Origin of the sequence: Amycolatopsis sp. WAC 04197 (assembly GCF_003947475.1) — a bacterium.
Taxonomy (GTDB): domain Bacteria; phylum Actinomycetota; class Actinomycetes; order Mycobacteriales; family Pseudonocardiaceae; genus Amycolatopsis; species Amycolatopsis japonica.
In genome coordinates, this window is the sequence record NZ_QHJK01000009.1 from 343,407 (window position 1) to 361,470 (window position 18,064).

Here is an 18,064-nt window from a genome sequence, read left to right on the forward strand (position 1 = left end):
ACCAGTTAGTTAGACTGGATCACATGGTCAGGGACAAGGAAGCGACCAAGCGGAAACTGCTGGACGCGGCGACGACGGAGTTCGCGACGTACGGCATCGCCGGCGCCAGGGTGGACCGCATCGCGAAGAACGCGGGCGCGAACAAGGCGCTGATCTACGCCTACTTCTGCAGCAAGGAAGAGCTTTTCGAGAAGGTCGTGGAGGAGCAGGTGGACCTCGCCATCCGGACCCTCACGATCACGCCCGAGGACCTGCCCGGTTACGCGGGCAGGCTGTTCGACCGCTACCTCGAACACCCCCATCTCCTGCGGCTCATGGGCTGGCTGCGCCTGGAGAGCGGCTTCGACGCGACACCCGAAGCCGAGGTCCGGGCGCACGCGGACAAGGTCGCCGCGATCCAGGCGGCGCAACGGGCGGGAACCGTGCCGGACCACTTCGACGCCGAGGAACTGCTGAGCCTCGTCGTGCACCTGTCGATCCTGGGGTTCTCCTCCCCGACTGCGACGCGCGACCTCGTGGTGCGGGCGGTCGGGCGGATCGTGGGCACCTGAGCCGGGCTTTCGCGCGACCACTGGGACGCCCCCCCAAGTGTCATGAAAGGGTCGTTCAGGACATTTTTCGTCCTGAACGACCCTTTCATGACACCGGGAAGTGCGTAGCGCGCGCTATGAAAGGTCCTTTCCTTGCAAATTTCGCAAGGAAAGGACCTTTCATGGCGCGCTTGTCAGCGGCGCGTGTCCTCCGGCGCCGGAGTCCGGCTCGCCAGCTTCGCCGACCACTCGGTCACCCGCCGCGCCACGTCCTGCGCGGTGAGCCCGACGCGGGCCAGCACCTCCTCGCGTGAACCGTGGTCGTGGAACACCTGCGGCACCGCGAGATCCCGCAGCGGCACGTCGCATTCGGCGTCGCGGAACAGCGCGGCCAGCGCGGAGCCGAAGCCACCGTGCCGCCCGCTGTCCTCGACGGTCACGACGAGCTTGTGCTGTTCGGCCAGCGCGACCAGTTCGGCCGGGGCCGGGACGACCCAGCGCGGGTCCACCACGGTCACGCCGATGCCCTGGTCGGCCAGCCGGTCCGCGGCGGCGAGCCCGAGCATCGCGAACGCGCCCACCGCGACGAGCAGGACGTCGGCGTCGCCGTCGGGTTTGCGCAGCACGTCCACCGTGCCGACGCGTTCCACGGCGGGCACCGAGTCGATCACGCCGCCCTTGGAGAACCGCAGCGCCGTCGGCCCGTCCTCGACCGCGACGGCCTCCCGCAGCTCCTCGCGCAGCGTGCCGGCGTCACGCGGAGCGGCGACCCGCATCCCGGGCACCATGCCCAGCAGCGAAAGGTCCCACATGCCGTGGTGACTGGGGCCGTCCGGACCGGTGATGCCCGCGCGGTCCAGCACCAGCGTCACCGGCTGGCGGTGCAGCGCGACGTCCATCAGCACCTGGTCGAACGCCCGGTTCAGGAAGGTCGAGTACACGGCCACGACGGGGTGCTTGCCGCCCATCGCGAGCCCGGCGGCCGAGGTCACCGCGTGCTGCTCGGCGATGCCGACGTCGTACCAGCGGTCCGGGTACGCCTCGGCGAACTTGTGCAGCCCGGTCGAGCGCAGCATGGCCGCGGTGATCGCGACGACGTCCTCGCGGTCGGCGCCGATCTTGACCATTTCGTCGGCGAAGACGCCGGTCCAGCTCGGGCCCTTGACCGGCGGCAGGCCGGTCTCCGGGTCGATCGGGTCGGTCTGGTGCATCTGGTCGGCCTGGTTGGTGACCGCGGGCTCGTAGCCGTGGCCCTTCTCGGTGACCACGTGCACGATGACCGCGCCGCCGAAGTCACGGGCGCTCTGGAACGCCTTCTCCAGCGCGACGAGGTCGTGCCCGTCGACGGGGCCGAGGTACTTGAGGCCGAGGTCGGAGAACATCATCTGCGGGCTCAGCGCGTCCTTGAGACCCGCCTTCGCCGCGTGCAGCGCCGCGTAGATCGGCTTGCCGACGACGGGCGTGTGCCGCAGCAGTTCCTTGCCGCGGTCCAGCACGCGCTCGTAGCCCGGCTTGAGCCGCAGCGACGCGAGGTGGTCCGCGACGCCGCCGATGGTCGGCGAGTACGAGCGGCCGTTGTCGTTGATGACGATGACGACCGGGCGGCGCGGGTTCGCGGCGATGTTGTTGAGCGCCTCCCAGCACATGCCGCCGGTCAGCGCGCCGTCGCCGACGACGGCGATCGCGTGCCTGCCGCCGCCTTCGAGTTCGAACGCCTTGGCCAGACCGTCCACATAGGACAACGCGGTCGAGGCGTGGCTGTTCTCGACGAGGTCGTGCTCGCTCTCGCAGCGCGCCGGGTAGCCGGTGAGGCCGCCGAGCTGACGCAGCTTGCCGAAGCCGTCATGACGGCCGGTGACGATCTTGTGCACGTACGCCTGGTGGCCGACGTCCCACACGATCGCGTCGTCCGGCGAGTCGAAGACGCGGTGCAGCGCCATGGTCAGTTCGACCACACCCAGGTTCGGGCCGAGGTGACCACCGGCGAGCCGCACCTTCTCGACGAGGAAGTCCCGGATCTCCGCGGCCAGCTCGCCGAGCTGGTCCTGGTTCATCCGCTTCAAGTCGGCCGGTCCGTGCACGGACTCGAGCAACGTCACTCTCCCACCTCGCCTGGTTCCTCTTCCGCCGTTCCGGCCAGTCTACGGAGGTCGCCTGAGAGTCTTCCGTCCGCCGCGTCACGGGTCACATGTCAGAAAATCACCACTCGCCACCCAAGGGTGTGAACATGGTCTCTTTTGCCAAGTAGCGGTCACGTCGGGTGGCCGCGATAATCGCTGATCGACGGTTGAGCAGGAGCCGGTTCGGAGGGCTTGATGGCGGACTTTTTCATCGGTGGCGAGTGGGTCGACGCGGTCGGCGGTGGTCGCCGGGAAATCCGCTGCCCCGCTGACGGGTCGCTGGTCGCGGAGGTCGCCGAGGGCACCCGTGAAGACACCGAAGCGGCCATCGCCGCCGCACGGAAGGCGTTCGACACCGGCCCGTGGCCGAAAACGCCCGCCCCGCAGCGCGGCGACCTGCTGCTGAAGGCCGCCGATCTGCTGGACCGCGACGCCGCCGCCTTCGCCCGCGCCGAATCGCTCGACACCGGGAAACGGCTGGTCGAGAGCGAATACGACATGGCCGACATCGCCGCGTGCCTGCGCTACTTCGGCAAGCTCGCCGCGAACGACGCCGGCCGCGTGGTCGACACCGGCAACCCGGACGCGTTCAGCCGCATCGTCCACGAGCCGGTCGGCGTCTGCGGCTTGATCACGCCGTGGAACTACCCGCTCCTGCAGACCATCTGGAAGGTCGCCCCCGCGCTCGCGGCGGGCAACACCTTCGTCCTCAAGCCCAGCGAACTGACCCCGCACACCTCGATCATGCTGATGAAGCTGCTGACCGAGGCCGGCCTCCCCGGCGGCGTCGCGAACCTCGTGCTCGGCGCCGGCGCGCAGGCCGGAGCACCGCTCTCCGAGCATCCGGACGTCGACCTCGTGTCGTTCACCGGCGGCCTCGCGACCGGCAAGATCATCGCCGCCTCGGCCGCGGCCACCGTCAAGAAGGTCGCGCTGGAGCTGGGCGGCAAGAACCCGAACGTCGTGTTCGCGGACTCGGATTTCGACACCGCCGTCGACTACGCGCTGACCGCGGTGTTCCTGCACTCCGGGCAGGTCTGCTCGGCGGGCGCGCGGCTGATCGTACAGGAGGAGTGGCACGAGAAGTTCGTCGACGAACTCGTCCGCCGCGCCGAACTGATCCGACTGGGTGGACCTTTCGACCCGAAGGCTGAAACCGGTCCGCTGATCTCGGCCGCCCATTTGGAAAAGATCGAACGCTACGTCGCCGCGGCGCTCGAAGAGGGCGCCGTCCTGCGCACCGGCGGCAAACGCCCCGACGATCGCGAACTCGCGAAGGGGCACTACTACCTGCCGACCATCCTCGACAACGTGAAGCAGGGCAGCAGCGCCGTCGTCGACGAGTCGTTCGGCCCGGTGCTCACCGTCGAGACCTTCACCGACGAGGACGACGCCGTCCGCATCGCCAACGACACCCACTACGGCCTCGCCGGCGCGGTGTTCACCTCGGACGCCTCGCGCGCGCAGCGGGTCGCGAACCGGCTGCGGCACGGCACGATCTGGATCAACGACTTCCACCCGTACCTGCCGCAGGCGGAATGGGGCGGCTACAAGCAGTCCGGCTTCGGGCGCGAACTCGGCCCGACCGGACTCGCGGAGTACACGGAGGCCAAGCACATCTACCAGAACCTCCGGCCCGCTCCACAGCGCTGGTTCTCCGGGGAGCCCGCGTCCAACTGAAGAGGGGAAACTGCCGATGAGCACTCCTTCCGACGACGGCTTGGCCGGTTTCGGCTACAAACAGGAACTCGAAAGAACGCTCGGCAATTTCCACACCTTCGCCGCCGGGATCAGCTACATCTCGATCCTGACGGGCACCTTCCAGCTGTTCTACTTCGGCTTCAGCTTCGGCGGACCCGCGTACTGGTGGTCTTGGCCGATGGTGTTCGTCGGCCAGCTGATGGTGGCGCTGTCGTTCGCCGAACTGGCCGCGCACTATCCGGTCGCCGGGTCGATCTACAACTGGTCGAAACGGCTAGGCAGCCCGCACGTCGCCTGGCTGGCCGGGTGGATGATGCTCACCGCGTCGATCGTCAGCATCGCCGCCGTCGCGCTCGCGTACCAGATCACGCTCCCCCAGATCTCGTCGTTCTTCTCCTTCTCCGGCGACAGCGCGGTGAACGCGGTCATCCTGGGCACGGCGCTGATCGTGTTCACGACGCTGGTGAACGCGTGGGGCGTCAAACTGATGGCGCGGATCAACAGCGCCGGGGTGTTCATCGAACTGATCGCCGCGGTCCTGCTGATCGTCGCGCTCGCGGTGAACATCACGCGGGGCCCGGAAGTCGTCATGCAGACGAACAACACCGGCGCCGACCAGCCGTGGGGGTACTTCGGGGCGTTCCTGGTCGCTTCGCTCGCGTCGACCTACGTCATGTACGGCTTCGACACCGCCAGCTCGCTCGGTGAGGAGTCGCACGACCCGCGCAAGAACGCGCCCAAGGCGATCCTGCGCGCGCTGATCGCGTCGTTCGTCATCGGCGGGCTGATCCTGCTGCTGGCGCTGATGGCCGTGGGCGATATCAACAACCCGGAGATCGCGACCGGCGGCCTGCAGTTCATCGTGCTCGACGTCCTCGGGAGCACGATCGGCACGATCTTCCTGCTGGCGGTCGTCATCGCCATCACCGTGTGCAACCTGGCCGTCCAGTCGGCGGCGATCCGGATGATGTTCGCGATGGGCCGCGACAACAACCTGCCCGCCGGGAAGCATCTGGCGAGGGTGTCGCCGAAGACGAAGACGCCGGTGGTCCCCGCGATCGTGTCCGGCGTGATCGCCGTGCTGATCCTGGTGGTCAACGTCGGCCAGCCGCAGATCTTCACGGTGATCACCAGTATCGGCATCATCATGATCTACCTGGCGTACCTGCTGGTGACCGTTCCGATGCTGGTCAAGCGCCTCCGCGGGCAGTGGCCGCCGCCGAAGGTGGCGGGCACCAAGTACTTCTCGCTCGGCAAACTGGGGCTGCCGGTCAACATCCTCGGCGTGCTGTGGGGCGGCGCGATCGTGGTGAACCTGGCCTGGCCGCGGCGCGAGGTCTACAACGCGACCGAGCCGTATCACTGGTACCTCGAATGGGGGGCCGTGCTGTTCGTCGGCGCGGTGGCGGTCGCCGGTTTCGCGTATTACTGGTTCGTCCTGCGGCACAAGAGCGGCGTCCTGGCCGATCACGCCGCGGAAGCACATCCCGAGGAGGCAGCACAGTGACCGGAGAGTTCGACTACATCGTCGTCGGCGGCGGGACGGCGGGTTCGGTGGTCGCGGCGAGACTCTCGGAAGATCCGGATGTCACCGTGGCACTCCTGGAAGCCGGACCGTCCGATGTGGACGATCCGGCGGTGCTGGAACTGACGAAGTGGATGGCCCTGCTGGAATCCGGCTACGACTGGGACTACCTGGTGGAGCCGCAGGAGTCCGGCAACTCGTTCCTGCGCCACGCCCGGGCGCGGGTGCTCGGCGGCTGCTCGTCGCACAACTCGTGCATCGCGTTCTGGGCGCCGGCCGAAGACCTCGACGAATGGTCGTCACTCGGTCTGCCCGGCTGGTCCTCGAAGGACATTTTCCCGCTGTACCAACGTCTTGAGACCAACGACGGCCCCGGCGACCACCACGGCCGCTCGGGTCCGGTGACCATCCGCTCGGTACCGCCGAACGACCCGACCGGTGTCGCGCTGCTGCAGGCGTGCGAGCAGGCGGGGATCCCGAGGACGGAGTTCAACTCGGGCAAGACCGTGACGCACGGGGCGAACTGGTTCCAGATCAACGCGCGCGAGGACGGCACGCGGTCGTCGGCCTCGGTGTCGTACCTGCACCCGATCATCGGCAAGCGGCCGAATCTGGAGATCATCACCGGCGCCCGCGTCCGGCGGCTGCTGTTCGACGGCAAACGCTGCACCGGCGCGGAATACCTGGCCGACGACCTGATTCACGGCGTCCAGCTGCGCGCGCGGCGCGAGGTGATCCTGTCTTCGGGCGCGATCGACACTCCGAAACTCCTGATGCTGTCCGGGATCGGCCCCGCTTCCCATTTGCGAGAGGTCGGCGTGGACGTGCTGGTGGACTCCCCGGGCGTCGGCGAGAATCTGCAGGATCACCCCGAAGGCGTCATCCAGTGGGACGCGCTGCAGCCGATGACGACAGAATCCACCCAATGGTGGGAGATCGGCATCTTCACCACCACGGAGGAAGGCCTCGACCGGCCGGACCTGATGTTCCACTACGGCTCGGTGCCGTTCGACATGAACACCCTCCGGCACGGCTATCCCACCACGGAGAACGGCTTCTGCCTGACCCCGAACGTCACCCGGTCGCGGTCGACCGGGACCGTGCGGCTGCGCAGCCGCGACTACCGGGACAAGCCGAAGGTGGACCCGCGGTACTTCACCGACGAACACGACATGCGCGTGATGACCTACGGCATCAAACTGGCGCGCAAGATCGCCGAGCAGCCCGCGCTGGACGAATGGGCGGGCACGGAACTGGCGCCCGGCAAGGACGTGAAGACCGACGACGAGATCGCGGACTACCTGCGCAAGACGCACAACACGGTCTATCACCCGTCGTGCACCGCGAAGATGGGCGGTGACGGGGACCCGATGGCCGTACTGGACGCCCGGCTGCGCGTGCGCGGCGTCGAAGGCCTGCGGGTCGCCGACGGCTCGGCGATGCCGTTCCTGGTCGCGGTGAACCCGTGCATCACGACGATGGCGATCGGTGAGAAGTGCGCGGACATGCTGAAGGAGGACGCGCGCTCCTAGCACGCGCTCGTCCGGCCCCCTGGTTTCGGCCAGGGGGCTTCTTCTTGCCCGGAAAACCGGTGGAGCGGCCGCCGTCGGGCCATTACCGTGCTGCCGGACCACGTCGCCGAGCCGAGGGCCTGCCGTTGTACACCCTGTGAGACCTCCCGAGCGCTGATTTCGTCGCGCGTCGCGTCTTTCGCGCCGCGCTTCCTTTTGCTGCGGATTTCTCACTGAACGGGTGTACTTCCCATGCTCGAAAACTGGGTGGTCGTTCCCACCTGCCTTCCGGTCGTCCTCCGTCGTTGCCACGCCTGCGGATCCGGGCGTTTCCGGGCGAACGGCAAATTCCGGGTCAACGCCAACCACAAACTCATCGACGTCTGGCTACTCGTGCTCTGCACTCGGTGCGGGGACACCGCGAAACTCACGATCCTGGAGCGGGTGAACGTGCGCTCCGTCCGGCCTGAACTGCTGGAGCGACTGCACGAGAACGACCTCGGCCTCGCCGCCGAACTGCTCCAGGATCCGGCTGTGCTCCGCCGAAACCACGTCGCCCTCGATTGGGAGGGCGCCTGGCGGCTCGATACCGGTTCCTTGTGTCATGGGGACTTTCGCGATGTCTCAGTTCACTTCGAGGCCCGGATTCCGCTTCGGCCTGTGCGGTTGATCGCCGAGGGATGCGGTCTTTCGCGGGGTGAGGTCGAGAGGCTGATCGAGGAGGGGAAGGTGGTTTCGGCGGTGCGGTTGCGGGGGAAGGTTTCCGGGGACTTCACTTTTACCCTGAAACGCTGATCTTGGGTCTCGCACTCACGTGATCAGCGGCGTGACTCGCGTGATCGAAGGCGGAACTCGCGTGATCAGCAGCGGAACACCCGAGTGCGGCCTCCAATCACGCGAGTCACGTCCCTGATCACACGAGTCACGCCGCTGATCACGCCGAGCCCTGTGTGCCCAGTCCGTGAATCGCGAGAGTCACGACGCACAGAAATCAAATCACCCATCAGTGGCAAATGTGCAATTACCGTTGTCGCTTAAAATTACGAATGATTCCCACCGCATTTTTCGGTAATATGGAGACGTGCCCGAGACGCTCATTCCCGAACTGCCGCAGGAGCTGTGGCGCGCCGGCAAGCTGGAGCTTGCCCACGGCGTGACGCACCTGCTGCAGGTCATGAGAGTGGCCTCCGCCGGACTGGGGAAGTTCCTGGCGGAGATCGAGTCGCGGGGCACGGAAGACTTGTTCGGCTACGGGAGCGCGGCATCGTGGCTCGCCGATGTCGCCCGGATCTCCCTTGGCGACGCGCAAGACATGGTGAACCGGGCCCTGGCTTTAAACCCCTCGCCGAGCGTCGGTGGCGAGGTCGCCGTGTTCGCGCCCGCGACCGCCGCCGCGGCCGAGGACGGCGCGCTCGGGGAGCAGCACATCGACCTGATCCTGGAGATCCTGCGCAAGATCCCGTCCGAGGTGCCCGTGGAGGACCGGGCCGGGGCGGAGAAGATCCTCGCCGACCTCGCCCGCGACGCCGGGCCGAAACAGATCGCCGAAGCCGGAGCCGACCTGCTCGCACACCTCGACCCCGACGGGAACGAACCGAAAGACCCCGAGCCCGCCCCGCCGCGCCGCGAGGTGTTCGTCGAGCGCCGCAAGGACGGGTTCTGGAAGCTCTCCGGCCTGCTCGATCCCGAAACCGGCGCCCGCACCGCGGCCGCGCTGGACGCCTACGCGGCGAAACGGCCGGTCGACGAGTTCGGCCAGGCCGACCACCGCACCCTGCCCCAGCGCCGGGGCGACGCCTGGGCCGAACTCCTCGATCTCGCCATCGCCTGTCCTGACCAACCGGGCACCTCCGGCTACCGCGCGCTGGTGCACGTGACCGTCGGGCTCGATGCGCTGAAGACCGGACTCGGGACCGCGTGCCTCGACTTCGTCGGCCGGATCACCGCCCGCGAAGCCCGGCTGGCCGCCTGCGACTGCCTGATGATCCCGGTGGTGCTGGGCGCCGCCGGCGAGCCCCTCGACGTCGGACGGATGAAACGCTTCGTCACCCCCGGCCAACGCCGGGCCCTGAACATCCGCGACGGTGGCTGCGCGTTCCCCGGCTGCCATCGAGCGCCGAAACACTGTCACGCCCACCATATCCGGCACTGGGCCGACGGCGGCCCGACCGATCTTCGGAACCTGGTCCTGCTTTGCTCCTTCCACCACCGGCTCATCCACCACGGTGACTGGCAGGTCCGGATGGCTCCCGGCGGGATACCGGAATTCGTGCCGCCCCAATACCTCGACCCGCTACAGGTGCCACGGCGCAACACCCTCCATCGCGTCGTGACCTGACCTTCGCCTCATCCCGAGGAGCCCGCCGACCGCACCGGCGACGGGCTCCTCGGCATGCCCCTATTCAGCCCCAGATCCCTCAAAGGTAAATGGCCGCCGGAGTTCCCCGATTCCCTGTCATCTGGTCCAGCGCCCACGCCCGCCCGAATTCGGCCAACGCGGGACCCGACCAATACGCGGGAATACTGATCCCCTTCCACAAGGGCATCTTCGGCCCGCTCAGGGTTCCGTGACTGACCTGCACCTGGACCGCGCCTTCCACCCAGGTGAAGACGAAATGCGCGTACATGAACATCCACGCCTGCCTGCCCAGCAGATCACGCGCGAGCACCGGCCCTTCGGAAGGGTACGGCGCCGTGTAGATGACTTGCTTGCGACCGTTGCGGTAACTGATCTCCTGGGCCGTGACGCCAGGAGGAAGCATTGAGGGTTCCATTCGATCAGTCCTCCACAATGGTGATCGTGCCGTGCCCGTCACAGCCGGAACAACCTTTTCCATCACAGTCGCCGCAGACCGAAGTAAGATAGTTCATGATGCGAGCAAGTTAACGAGCGCGCCGACACCCGGACAAGCCGAACGAAGCCACTCCATTCCGACGGATTACAAATCCGGAATTATTGCAGCAACGCAACGCATTCGACGTGGTGCGTCATCGGGAAAGCGTCGAAAGCGCGCAGATCCACCAGCCCGTATCCGTGTTCCTTGAACAGCGCGATGTCGCGCGCCAAGGCTGCCGGGTCGCACGCCACGTAGACGATCCGGTCCGGGGATCCCTCCACAATGGACTCCACGACCGCCTTGCCCGCGCCCTTGCGCGGCGGGTCGAGGACGACCACGTCCACTGGTTTGGGGGCATCGGCCAGCAGGTGTTCGACGCGGCCGGAGCGCCAGCGGACCTGCGGGAGGTCGGCCAGGTTCTCCTCGCCGTCGGCGACGGCACGCCGTCCGGATTCGATGGCCAGGACCCGTCCGCGCGGGCCGACCTGCGAAGCGAGCACGGACGCGAAGAGGCCGACGCCGGCGTACAGGTCCCAGGCCACGCCGTCGCGCGGCGCCTCGGCCCATTCCGCGACGACGGCGGCGAGCGCGTCCGCGGCGGCCGGGTGGACCTGCCAGAAGCCGTGGGCGTCCAGGCGCCAGTCTCGGCCGGCGGCGTGCTGTACGGCGATGCCGCCCGCCAGCTGCCGCGCCCGGGTCTTCCCGTGGACCGTGGACAGGTCGCGAAGGTGCACTTGCCCCTCGCCGTCCTTGGTGACCTCGATTTCGCTGCCGGGCCGCCAGTTGCGCGACACGACGTCGTCGAGCGCGCCGGGGACGGTGATCGGGCAGTCGTCGATCGCGATCACGCGGTGACTGTGGTGCGCCCGGAAGCCCGCCTTCCCGTCCTTGCCCGCCACGAGCCGCACGCGGCTGCGCCAGTCCAACGGGCCACCATCGAGCGCTTCGACGACGACGTCGCGCTCGATCCCGGCGAGCCGCTTCAGCTGCTCCATGACCACGGCGGCTTTGAGTTCACGCTGGTGCTTGGGCGTGGCGTGCTGCCAGTCGCAGCCGCCGCACTCCCCCGGCGCCGCGAGCGGGCACGGCGGCTCCACGCGTTCGGGGGATGCTTCGAGGACCTCGACCGCGTCGGCGCGGCAGAACGAGCCGCCCTTGTCCTCGGTGACCGTGGCCAGGACCCGCTCGCCGGGCAGCGCGTGCCGGACGAACACGACCCGGCCCTCCGTCCGGGCGACGCAGTGCCCGCCGTGCGCGACCGCGCCGACCTCCAGCTCGATCGTTCGTCCGAGCCAGGTGCCGGTCGACGCGTCCACACTCATTCTGCTTTTTCCTTGTTCTTCTCGGGTTGCTTGACGACCGGGGAAAACCCTCGGCGCACGTCGCCTGCCGCCGGACGCGCCTTCCGGTCGCGTTTGATCGCCTTCTCCGACGACTCGAGCTGCCACGGCACGCTGGTCACCATGACACCGGGCTGGAACAGGAGACGTCCCTTCAGCCGCAGCGCGCTCTGGTTGTGCAGGACCTGCTCCCACCAGTGCCCGACCACGTACTCGGGGATGAACACGGTCACCACGTTGCGCGGATTGTCACCGCGGACGCGCTTCACGTAGTCCAGCACCGGTTTCGTGATCTCGCGGTACGGCGATTCGATCACCTTCAGCGGCACCTTGAAATTGTGGTCGTCCCATTCCTGGACGAGTTTGCGGGTCTCGACGTCGTCCACGTTCACCGTCACGGCTTCGAGGACGTCCGGCCGCACCGCCTTGGCGTAGGAGACCGCGCGAAGGGTCGGCAGGTGCAGTTTCGAAATCAGCACGATCGCGTGGTTGCGCGAAGGCAATACGGCCGGTTTCCGGTCCATCTCGCGCAATTCCTCGGCGACCCGGTCGTAGTGCTTCCGGATCGCGGTCATCAGCACGTAGATCGCCACCATGGCCGCGATCGCGATCCAGGCGCCGAGGAGGAACTTCGTCACCAGCACGATGATCAGCACGGTGCCGGTCATGGTGAGGCCGATCGCGTTGACCGTCTGCGAACGCCGCATCCGCCGCCGCACCGTGGGATCGGTTTCCCTGGCCAGCAGCCGGTTCCAGTGCCGGATCATGCCCGCCTGGCTCACCGTGAAGGAGACGAACACCCCCACGATGTAGAGCTGGATGAGCTTGGTGACCTCGGCGTCGAACGCGATGATCAGGACCAGCGCGAAGGCGGCGAGGAACAGGATGCCGTTGGAGAAGGCCAGCCGGTCGCCGCGGGTGTGCAGCTGACGCGGCAGATAACGATCCTGGGCGAGGATCGAACCGAGCACCGGGAAGCCGTTGAACGCGGTGTTCGCGGCCAGCAGCAGGATGATGCCGGTGGCGAAGGAGATGTAGTAGAACGCGGGGGTGAAGTCGGCGAACACCGCCTGCGCGATCTGCGCGACGATCGTCTTCTGCTCGTAGTCTGCCGGGGTGCCGGTGAGCTGGGTTTCCGGGTGCTCGGCGAATTTGACGTCGGTGATGATCGCCAGCGTGATGATGCCGACCAGCATCGTCACCGCGAGCACACCCATCATCAGCAGGGTGGTCGCCGCGTTCTTCGATTTCGGCTTCTGGAACGCCGGGACACCGTTGCTGATCGCCTCGACCCCGGTCAGCGCCGCCGCACCGGAGGAGAACGTGCGCAGCAACAGGAAGAAGAACGCGAAACCGGTCAAAGAGGCTTCTTCGTGCAACTGGAAGTCCGCGCTCTCGGCGCGCATGTCGGCGCCGGAGGCCGCTTCGATCAGGCCCCAGATCACCATGCCGAGGATGCCGATGATGAACCCGTAGGTCGGGATCGCGAACGCTTTGCCCGATTCGCGCACTCCGCGCAGATTCAGCGCGGTCAGCACCACCACGATGATGACCGCGGCGATCACCTTGTGTTGCGCCACCCACGGAATGGCCGACCCGATGTTCGCCACACCGGACGATGTCGACACCGCGACGGTGAGCACGTAGTCGACGAGCAGCGCGCTGGCGACGGTGAGGCCGAATTTGCCGCCCAGGTTGGTGTTCGCGACTTCGTAGTCACCACCGCCGCTGGGATAGGCGTGCACGTTCTGCCGATAGGACGCCACCACGACCAGCATGACGAGCGCGACGGCGACGCCGATCCACGGCGCGAACGCGTACGCCGACAAACCGGCGACGCTGAGGGTCAGAAAGATTTCCTCAGGCGCGTAGGCGACGCTCGACAACGCGTCGGACGCGAAAATCGGCAGCGCGATGCGCTTCGGCAGCAGCGTATGCGAGAGGCGGTCACTCCGGAATGGACGTCCGAGGACGAGCCGCTTCAATACGGTCGGGAACTTCGACACCGCAGAAGACTAACGGTCCGCCCCCAAGGTAGGTTCGGCGCTGGTATGTCTGGGTACCTGCGGACGGGTGAACGTCCGACGACGAAGGAGGCAGGGCGTGCACGTGGTGATCATGGGATGCGGCCGGGTAGGCGCATCCCTGGCCGCGGCGCTGGAGCGGCTGGGGCACGAAGTCGCCATCATCGACAAGACCCAGCAGGCGTTCCGGCGGCTCGGCAGTGATTTCCACGGTCAGCAGGTGGTCGGCGTCGGTTTCGACCGGCAGGTGCTGATCGAGGCCGGGATCGAACGCGCGGGGGCCTTCGCGGCGGTGTCCAGCGGCGACAACTCGAACATCATCTCGGCGCGGGTGGCCAGGGAGAACTTCGGCATCGACAAGGTCGTCGCCAGGATCTACGACCACAAACGCGCGGCGGTCTACGAACGGCTCGGCATCCCGACCGTGGCGACCGTGCCCTGGACGACCGACCGGTTCCTGCGCACCCTGCTCCCCGACGGCGTCGCCTCGGAATGGCGGGATCCGTCGGGCAGCGTGGCACTGCTGCAGCTGCCGCTGAACGAGGGCTGGGTCGGGCACAGCGTGCGCGACCTGCAGGACACCACCGGCGCGCGGGTCGCGTTCATCATGCGGTTCGGCACCGCCGTCCTGCCCGACACCAAGGCCGTGATCCAGGCGGACGACGTCGTGTACGTCGCCGCGAAATCAGGCACTGTCAGCGACGTGACCAGCGTCGCCGCTCGCGAACCGGAAGAGGAGAACTGATGCGGGTCGCGATTGCCGGGGCCGGCGCGGTCGGCCGGTCGATCGCCGCGGAGCTGATCGACGGGCGTCACCAGGTGATGCTCATCGAACGCGAGGCCGACCAGTTCGAGCCGCACACCGTCGAACAGGCGGACTGGGTGCTGGGCGACGCGTGCGAGGTCTCGATCCTCGAGGAGTCCGGGATCGAGGAGTGCGACGTCGTGATCGCCGCGACGGGCGACGACAAGGCGAACCTCGTGGTGTCGCTGCTGGCGAAGACCGAGTTCGCGGTGCGCCGGGTGGTGGCGCGGGTCAACAACCCGGCCAACGAATGGCTGTTCAACGACGCCTGGGGCGTCGACGTCGCCGTCTCGACCCCGCGGATGCTCGCGGCGATGGTCGAGGAGGCGGTGAGCGTCGGCGATCTGGTGCGGCTGATGACGTTCCGGCAGAGCCAGGCGAACCTTGTCGAACTCACCCTCCCGGAGGAGACGCCGCTCGCGGGCAAGGCGGTCAGCGAGATCAACCTGCCGCGGGACGCTGCGCTGGTGACGATCCTGCGCGGCGACCGGGTGATCGTGCCGCAGCCGGAGGATCCGCTGGAGCCGGGTGACGAGCTGCTGTTCGTGGCGACGTCGGACGTCGAACCGGAGATCCGGACCGCGCTGGGATACTAGTTGTCGACGGCGGGCGCCTGCGCGTACTTCGCGCGCAGGCGGGCCTCGACCTCTTCGTCGGTCTCTTCGTGCGGGGCCTCTTCGGCCTGCGCCTTGAGATGCTTGTCCGACCGCCGCACCGCCCAGACGACGGTGAGCAGGCCGAGCGCGTACAGCGGGTAGCCCATCGCGATCTTCGCGAAGGCTAGCCAGCCGGTGTAGTCCTCGTCGTAGAGCCAGCGCTGCACGACGAACCGGGCGCCGAAGATCAGCGCCATCGCGGCGGTCGCGATCGAGTAGGAGATCAGCGACTTCTTGTCCTTGCGCCACGCGTGGCCGCTGCCGTTGAGCGCGTTCCACACCACGCCGGCGAGCGGCCAGCGGACGAGGATCGACAGCACGAAGACGCCGCAGTAGACCAGGCTCGTCCAGATGCCGAACAGGAAGAAGCCCTTGGCCGAACCGGTCCGGTAGGCGATGAACGCCGCGATCGCGACGCCGAAGAACCCGGAGATCGCGGGCTGCAACGGCTCCTTGCGGACGACGCGCAGCACGGTGATCGCCACCGCGCTACCCACCGCGGCCCAGATCCCCACCGTGAGCCCGAAGATCGCGTTCGCGATCACGAACACGATGACCGGCAGCGAGGAATAGAACAGTCCGGACAGCCCGCCCATCTGTTCCAGCAGGGTGGGCTGGGGCTTCTTGTCTTCGGTCTTCTCTTCGCCGCCGACGGGTTCAGTCACGATGCGGGATCAACTCACAGGGCTCTGAAGTTCGTAATAGGGGTTGTAAAGCACCTTCTGACCATCACGTTCGGCCATCCGGCCGCGCACCTTGATGGTTCGCCCGGGTTCGATCCCGGGGATCCGGCGGCGTCCGAGCCAGATTAGCGTCACACCCTGTGTGCCGTCGAACAGCTCGGCCTGCAGGGTCGCCGCCTCGTTGGTCGGGCAGAGTTCCACACTGCGGAGTCTGCCGAGCACCGTCACCTCTTGACCCGACCGGCAGTCGCAGGCGCGCTGCGCTCCGCCGGCCTCGGATTTTTCGGACAGATCGTCGGCGTCGAGATCCTCGACGTCGCTGGTCAGCTTACGGACCAGCCGGCTGAAGTAGCCGCCGTCTTTGGCGGACATAACGGTGCTCCTGTGCTCCGGGGCCCCCGACTTGAACGGCCCGTGCGTAATCCAGCGTAACTGTGCTCGGACCAGGACAACGGGTTTGGGAGAAGATCGCAACGTGACCTCCGCTATTCCGCCTACGACGGCAGTAGTACTCCCCGGCACCGGGTCCGACGAAGTGTTCGTGCGCGCCGTGTTCGCCGGTCCGCTGCGGGCACTCGGCATCCGGTTGCTCGCCCCTCCTCCGCCCCCTGGCGAGAAGCTCGCGGAGGGCTATCTCGAGGAGCTGGACAGGCTCGCCGACGAGCACGGTCCGCTGCTCGTCGGCGGCATCTCGTTCGGTGCGCACCTCTCGGCGGAGTGGGCGGCGCGGAATCCGGGCCGCTGCACCGGCCTGCTGGCCGCGCTCCCGGCCTGGAACGGCCCGGCCGGGCGAGCACCCGCGTCGCTCGCCGCGCGGCTGTCAGCGGATCTGGTGGCCGAAAACGGCGTCGGCGGCGCGCTCGCGAAATCCTCCGACGGCGTCCCGGAGTGGCTCGCGGCGGAACTCGGCCGCGCGTGGCGGCGGCACGGCGACGGACTGGCGGCGAGCCTGCGCACGGCGGCGGCCCGTCCCGCGCCGTCGCTCGAAGACCTCGAGGGCCTCGACGTGCCGGCGGGGATCGGCGCGTGCGTGGACGATCCGATCCACCCGGCGGAGGTCGCCCATGCCTGGGCTGACGCCCTGCCGCGCGCCGAGGTCGGCGAGTCGACGCTCACCGCCCTCGGCGCGGACCGGGAGTCACTGGGCCGGGCGACCGTGCTGGCCTGGTTGAAAGCCCGCTAGCCCTGCTGTTCGGCGATGTGCTGCGCGACGGCGTCGGGCAGCGTGATGGTCAGCGGGGTGCGGACCGGCATCGGCGCGTCACCGCGGTCGACGATGGTGTGCCGCACGATCTCCCGCAGCACGGCCGGCGCCTGCGCCGCCTGCGACTGCGGCCCGGCGATGACGCCGCGGAGCATCCAGCGCGGGCCGTCGACCCCGACGAACCGCAACGCGACGTCGCCGACGATCGCCGACAGCTCCAGCCCCCACTCCCCCATGCCGACCGAGACCTTGGCGCCGTCGGCCCGCAGCTGCTCGGTGAGCTCGGTGCTGACGTCCTTCCACAGGCCGCCGGACCGCGGTGCCGCGTAGCCGCTGACGGTGATCTGGCCCTGTTCGGTGACGACGTGCACCGCGCGGACGCCGCCGCTCTCCGGGTCCATCTCGACCTGGACCTGGGAACCGTCGGGCACCGGCACCTTCACCGAGCCGAGGTCGATCCTCGGGATGCCGTCCTCGGGCGCGTCGGCGAGGTCGAAGGGGCCGTCGGAGGTCTCCGACAGCTGCGACTCGATCTCTTCGTCGGCGTCGTCGGCAACTGGACGCTCGTCGACCTCGGGCGCGGCGTGCCGTCCGGTCGGCTTCGCGCGCTTGCGTCCGAAAATCCCCACTAGTTCTCCGTTCCTTCCCTGGCTCCGGCTCCCAGTGTGGCGTGTCCGCCCGTGGAGCCATACCCTCCCTCGCCGCGCTCGGACGGCTCGAGCTCGGCGACCTCGACGAACTCGGCCTGTTCGACCCGTTGCACGACCAGCTGCGCGATCCGGTCGCCGCGGGTGAGCACGACCTTCTCGGAGAGATCATGGTTGATCAGGCAGACGCGGATCTCACCGCGGTACCCGGAGTCGATCGTGCCGGGGGTGTTGACGACCGAGAGGCCGACGCGGGCGGCGAGACCCGAGCGGGGGTGGACGAAGCCCGCGTACCCGGGCGGCAGCGCGATCGCGACGCCCGTGCCGACCACGCCGCGTTCACCGGGCGCGAGCACGAGATCCGAGGTGGTGACGAGGTCGGCGCCCGCGTCGCCGGGGCGCGCGTAGGCGGGGAGGGGGACCGAAGGATCGATCCGGGAAAGCAGTACCTGAACGGTGGACACGGGCGGCGAGACTACCC

The 18,064-nt window shown here is 68.1% G+C and carries 17 protein-coding genes; 9 read left to right on the top strand and 8 right to left on the bottom strand.

The window, feature by feature from the left end; all coding sequences use genetic code 11:
- The first annotated feature begins 23 nt into the window (after window positions 1–23).
- On the top strand, window positions 24–551 hold the full coding sequence (locus DMC64_RS31600) for a TetR/AcrR family transcriptional regulator (RefSeq protein ID WP_125736472.1): 528 nt from the start codon (window positions 24–26) through the stop codon (window positions 549–551).
- 173 nt (window positions 552–724) lie between these two features.
- On the opposite strand, the gene dxs is transcribed toward DMC64_RS31600, so the two are convergent.
- Complete coding sequence (dxs, locus tag DMC64_RS31605; protein WP_125736473.1) at window positions 725–2,629, bottom strand: 1-deoxy-D-xylulose-5-phosphate synthase; 1,905 nt, start codon at window positions 2,627–2,629, stop codon at window positions 725–727.
- Window positions 2,630–2,845: 216 nt separating this feature from the next.
- Between dxs and DMC64_RS31610 the strand changes: the two genes are divergently transcribed.
- The 5 genes from DMC64_RS31610 (at window position 2,846) to DMC64_RS31630 (ending at window position 9,725) form a co-directional block, all read left to right on the top strand.
- Entirely contained in the window at window positions 2,846–4,330 is a 1,485-nt protein-coding gene (locus DMC64_RS31610) for an aldehyde dehydrogenase family protein (RefSeq protein ID WP_125736474.1), read from the top strand.
- 16 nt (window positions 4,331–4,346) lie between these two features.
- Window positions 4,347–5,858 carry an APC family permease gene (locus DMC64_RS31615; protein WP_125736475.1) on the top strand — a complete coding sequence of 504 codons (1,512 nt, stop codon included), beginning with the start codon at window positions 4,347–4,349 and terminating at the stop codon, window positions 5,856–5,858.
- Window positions 5,855–7,408, top strand: a complete 1,554-nt coding sequence (locus DMC64_RS31620; protein ID WP_125736476.1) for a GMC family oxidoreductase — start codon at window positions 5,855–5,857, stop codon at window positions 7,406–7,408. The genes DMC64_RS31615 and DMC64_RS31620 overlap by 4 nt, the downstream gene beginning before the upstream one ends.
- Window positions 7,409–7,639: 231 nt before the next feature.
- Window positions 7,640–8,182, top strand: a complete 543-nt coding sequence (locus DMC64_RS31625) for a DUF1062 domain-containing protein (RefSeq protein WP_125736477.1) — start codon at window positions 7,640–7,642, stop codon at window positions 8,180–8,182.
- Between the two features lie 286 nt (window positions 8,183–8,468).
- Window positions 8,469–9,725: an HNH endonuclease signature motif containing protein gene (locus DMC64_RS31630; protein WP_125736478.1), complete on the top strand. Its 1,257-nt coding sequence runs from the start codon at window positions 8,469–8,471 to the stop codon at window positions 9,723–9,725.
- A 79-nt stretch (window positions 9,726–9,804) separates the two neighbouring features.
- Here DMC64_RS31630 and DMC64_RS31635 read toward each other — a convergent pair whose 3' ends face one another.
- From DMC64_RS31635 to DMC64_RS31645, 3 genes are all read right to left on the bottom strand, one after another.
- Complete coding sequence (locus tag DMC64_RS31635) at window positions 9,805–10,149, bottom strand: hypothetical protein (protein WP_233629886.1); 345 nt, start codon at window positions 10,147–10,149, stop codon at window positions 9,805–9,807.
- A gap of 191 nt (window positions 10,150–10,340) precedes the next feature.
- Window positions 10,341–11,546: a class I SAM-dependent RNA methyltransferase gene (locus DMC64_RS31640; protein WP_125736480.1), complete on the bottom strand. Its 1,206-nt coding sequence runs from the start codon at window positions 11,544–11,546 to the stop codon at window positions 10,341–10,343.
- Entirely contained in the window at window positions 11,543–13,570 is a 2,028-nt protein-coding gene (locus DMC64_RS31645; RefSeq protein WP_125736481.1) for an APC family permease, read from the bottom strand. Before DMC64_RS31645 ends, DMC64_RS31640 begins: the two co-directional genes overlap by 4 nt.
- A gap of 97 nt (window positions 13,571–13,667) precedes the next feature.
- Here DMC64_RS31645 and DMC64_RS31650 point away from each other — a divergent pair, with 97 nt between their 5' ends.
- Together DMC64_RS31650 and DMC64_RS31655 are read left to right on the top strand one after the other, a co-directional pair.
- Window positions 13,668–14,333 carry a TrkA family potassium uptake protein gene (locus DMC64_RS31650; RefSeq protein ID WP_016332962.1) on the top strand — a complete coding sequence of 222 codons (666 nt, stop codon included), beginning with the start codon at window positions 13,668–13,670 and terminating at the stop codon, window positions 14,331–14,333.
- On the top strand, window positions 14,333–14,989 hold the full coding sequence (locus DMC64_RS31655; protein ID WP_016332961.1) for a TrkA family potassium uptake protein: 657 nt from the start codon (window positions 14,333–14,335) through the stop codon (window positions 14,987–14,989). Before DMC64_RS31650 ends, DMC64_RS31655 begins: the two co-directional genes overlap by 1 nt.
- Here the strand turns inward: DMC64_RS31655 and DMC64_RS31660 are convergent.
- Window positions 14,986–15,714, bottom strand: coding sequence for a DUF3159 domain-containing protein (locus DMC64_RS31660; protein ID WP_125736482.1), 729 nt, complete (start codon window positions 15,712–15,714; stop codon window positions 14,986–14,988). The genes DMC64_RS31655 and DMC64_RS31660 overlap by 4 nt on opposite strands.
- Before the next feature lie 9 nt (window positions 15,715–15,723).
- Window positions 15,724–16,104, bottom strand: coding sequence for an OB-fold nucleic acid binding domain-containing protein (locus DMC64_RS31665; RefSeq protein ID WP_034316985.1), 381 nt, complete (start codon window positions 16,102–16,104; stop codon window positions 15,724–15,726).
- Between the two features lie 103 nt (window positions 16,105–16,207).
- Between DMC64_RS31665 and DMC64_RS31670 the strand changes: the two genes are divergently transcribed.
- On the top strand, window positions 16,208–16,915 hold the full coding sequence (locus tag DMC64_RS31670) for an alpha/beta fold hydrolase (RefSeq protein WP_199755161.1): 708 nt from the start codon (window positions 16,208–16,210) through the stop codon (window positions 16,913–16,915).
- Here DMC64_RS31670 and DMC64_RS31675 read toward each other — a convergent pair.
- Both DMC64_RS31675 and dut read right to left on the bottom strand, forming a co-directional pair.
- The gene (locus DMC64_RS31675) at window positions 16,912–17,565 is read right to left on the bottom strand and encodes a DUF3710 domain-containing protein (protein WP_016332958.1); all 654 of its coding nucleotides are present in this window, start codon (window positions 17,563–17,565) and stop codon (window positions 16,912–16,914) included. The genes DMC64_RS31670 and DMC64_RS31675 overlap by 4 nt on opposite strands.
- On the bottom strand, window positions 17,565–18,047 hold the full coding sequence (gene dut, locus DMC64_RS31680) for a dUTP diphosphatase (protein WP_007033571.1): 483 nt from the start codon (window positions 18,045–18,047) through the stop codon (window positions 17,565–17,567). The genes DMC64_RS31675 and dut overlap by 1 nt, the downstream gene beginning before the upstream one ends.
- Window positions 18,048–18,064: the final 17 nt, after the last annotated feature.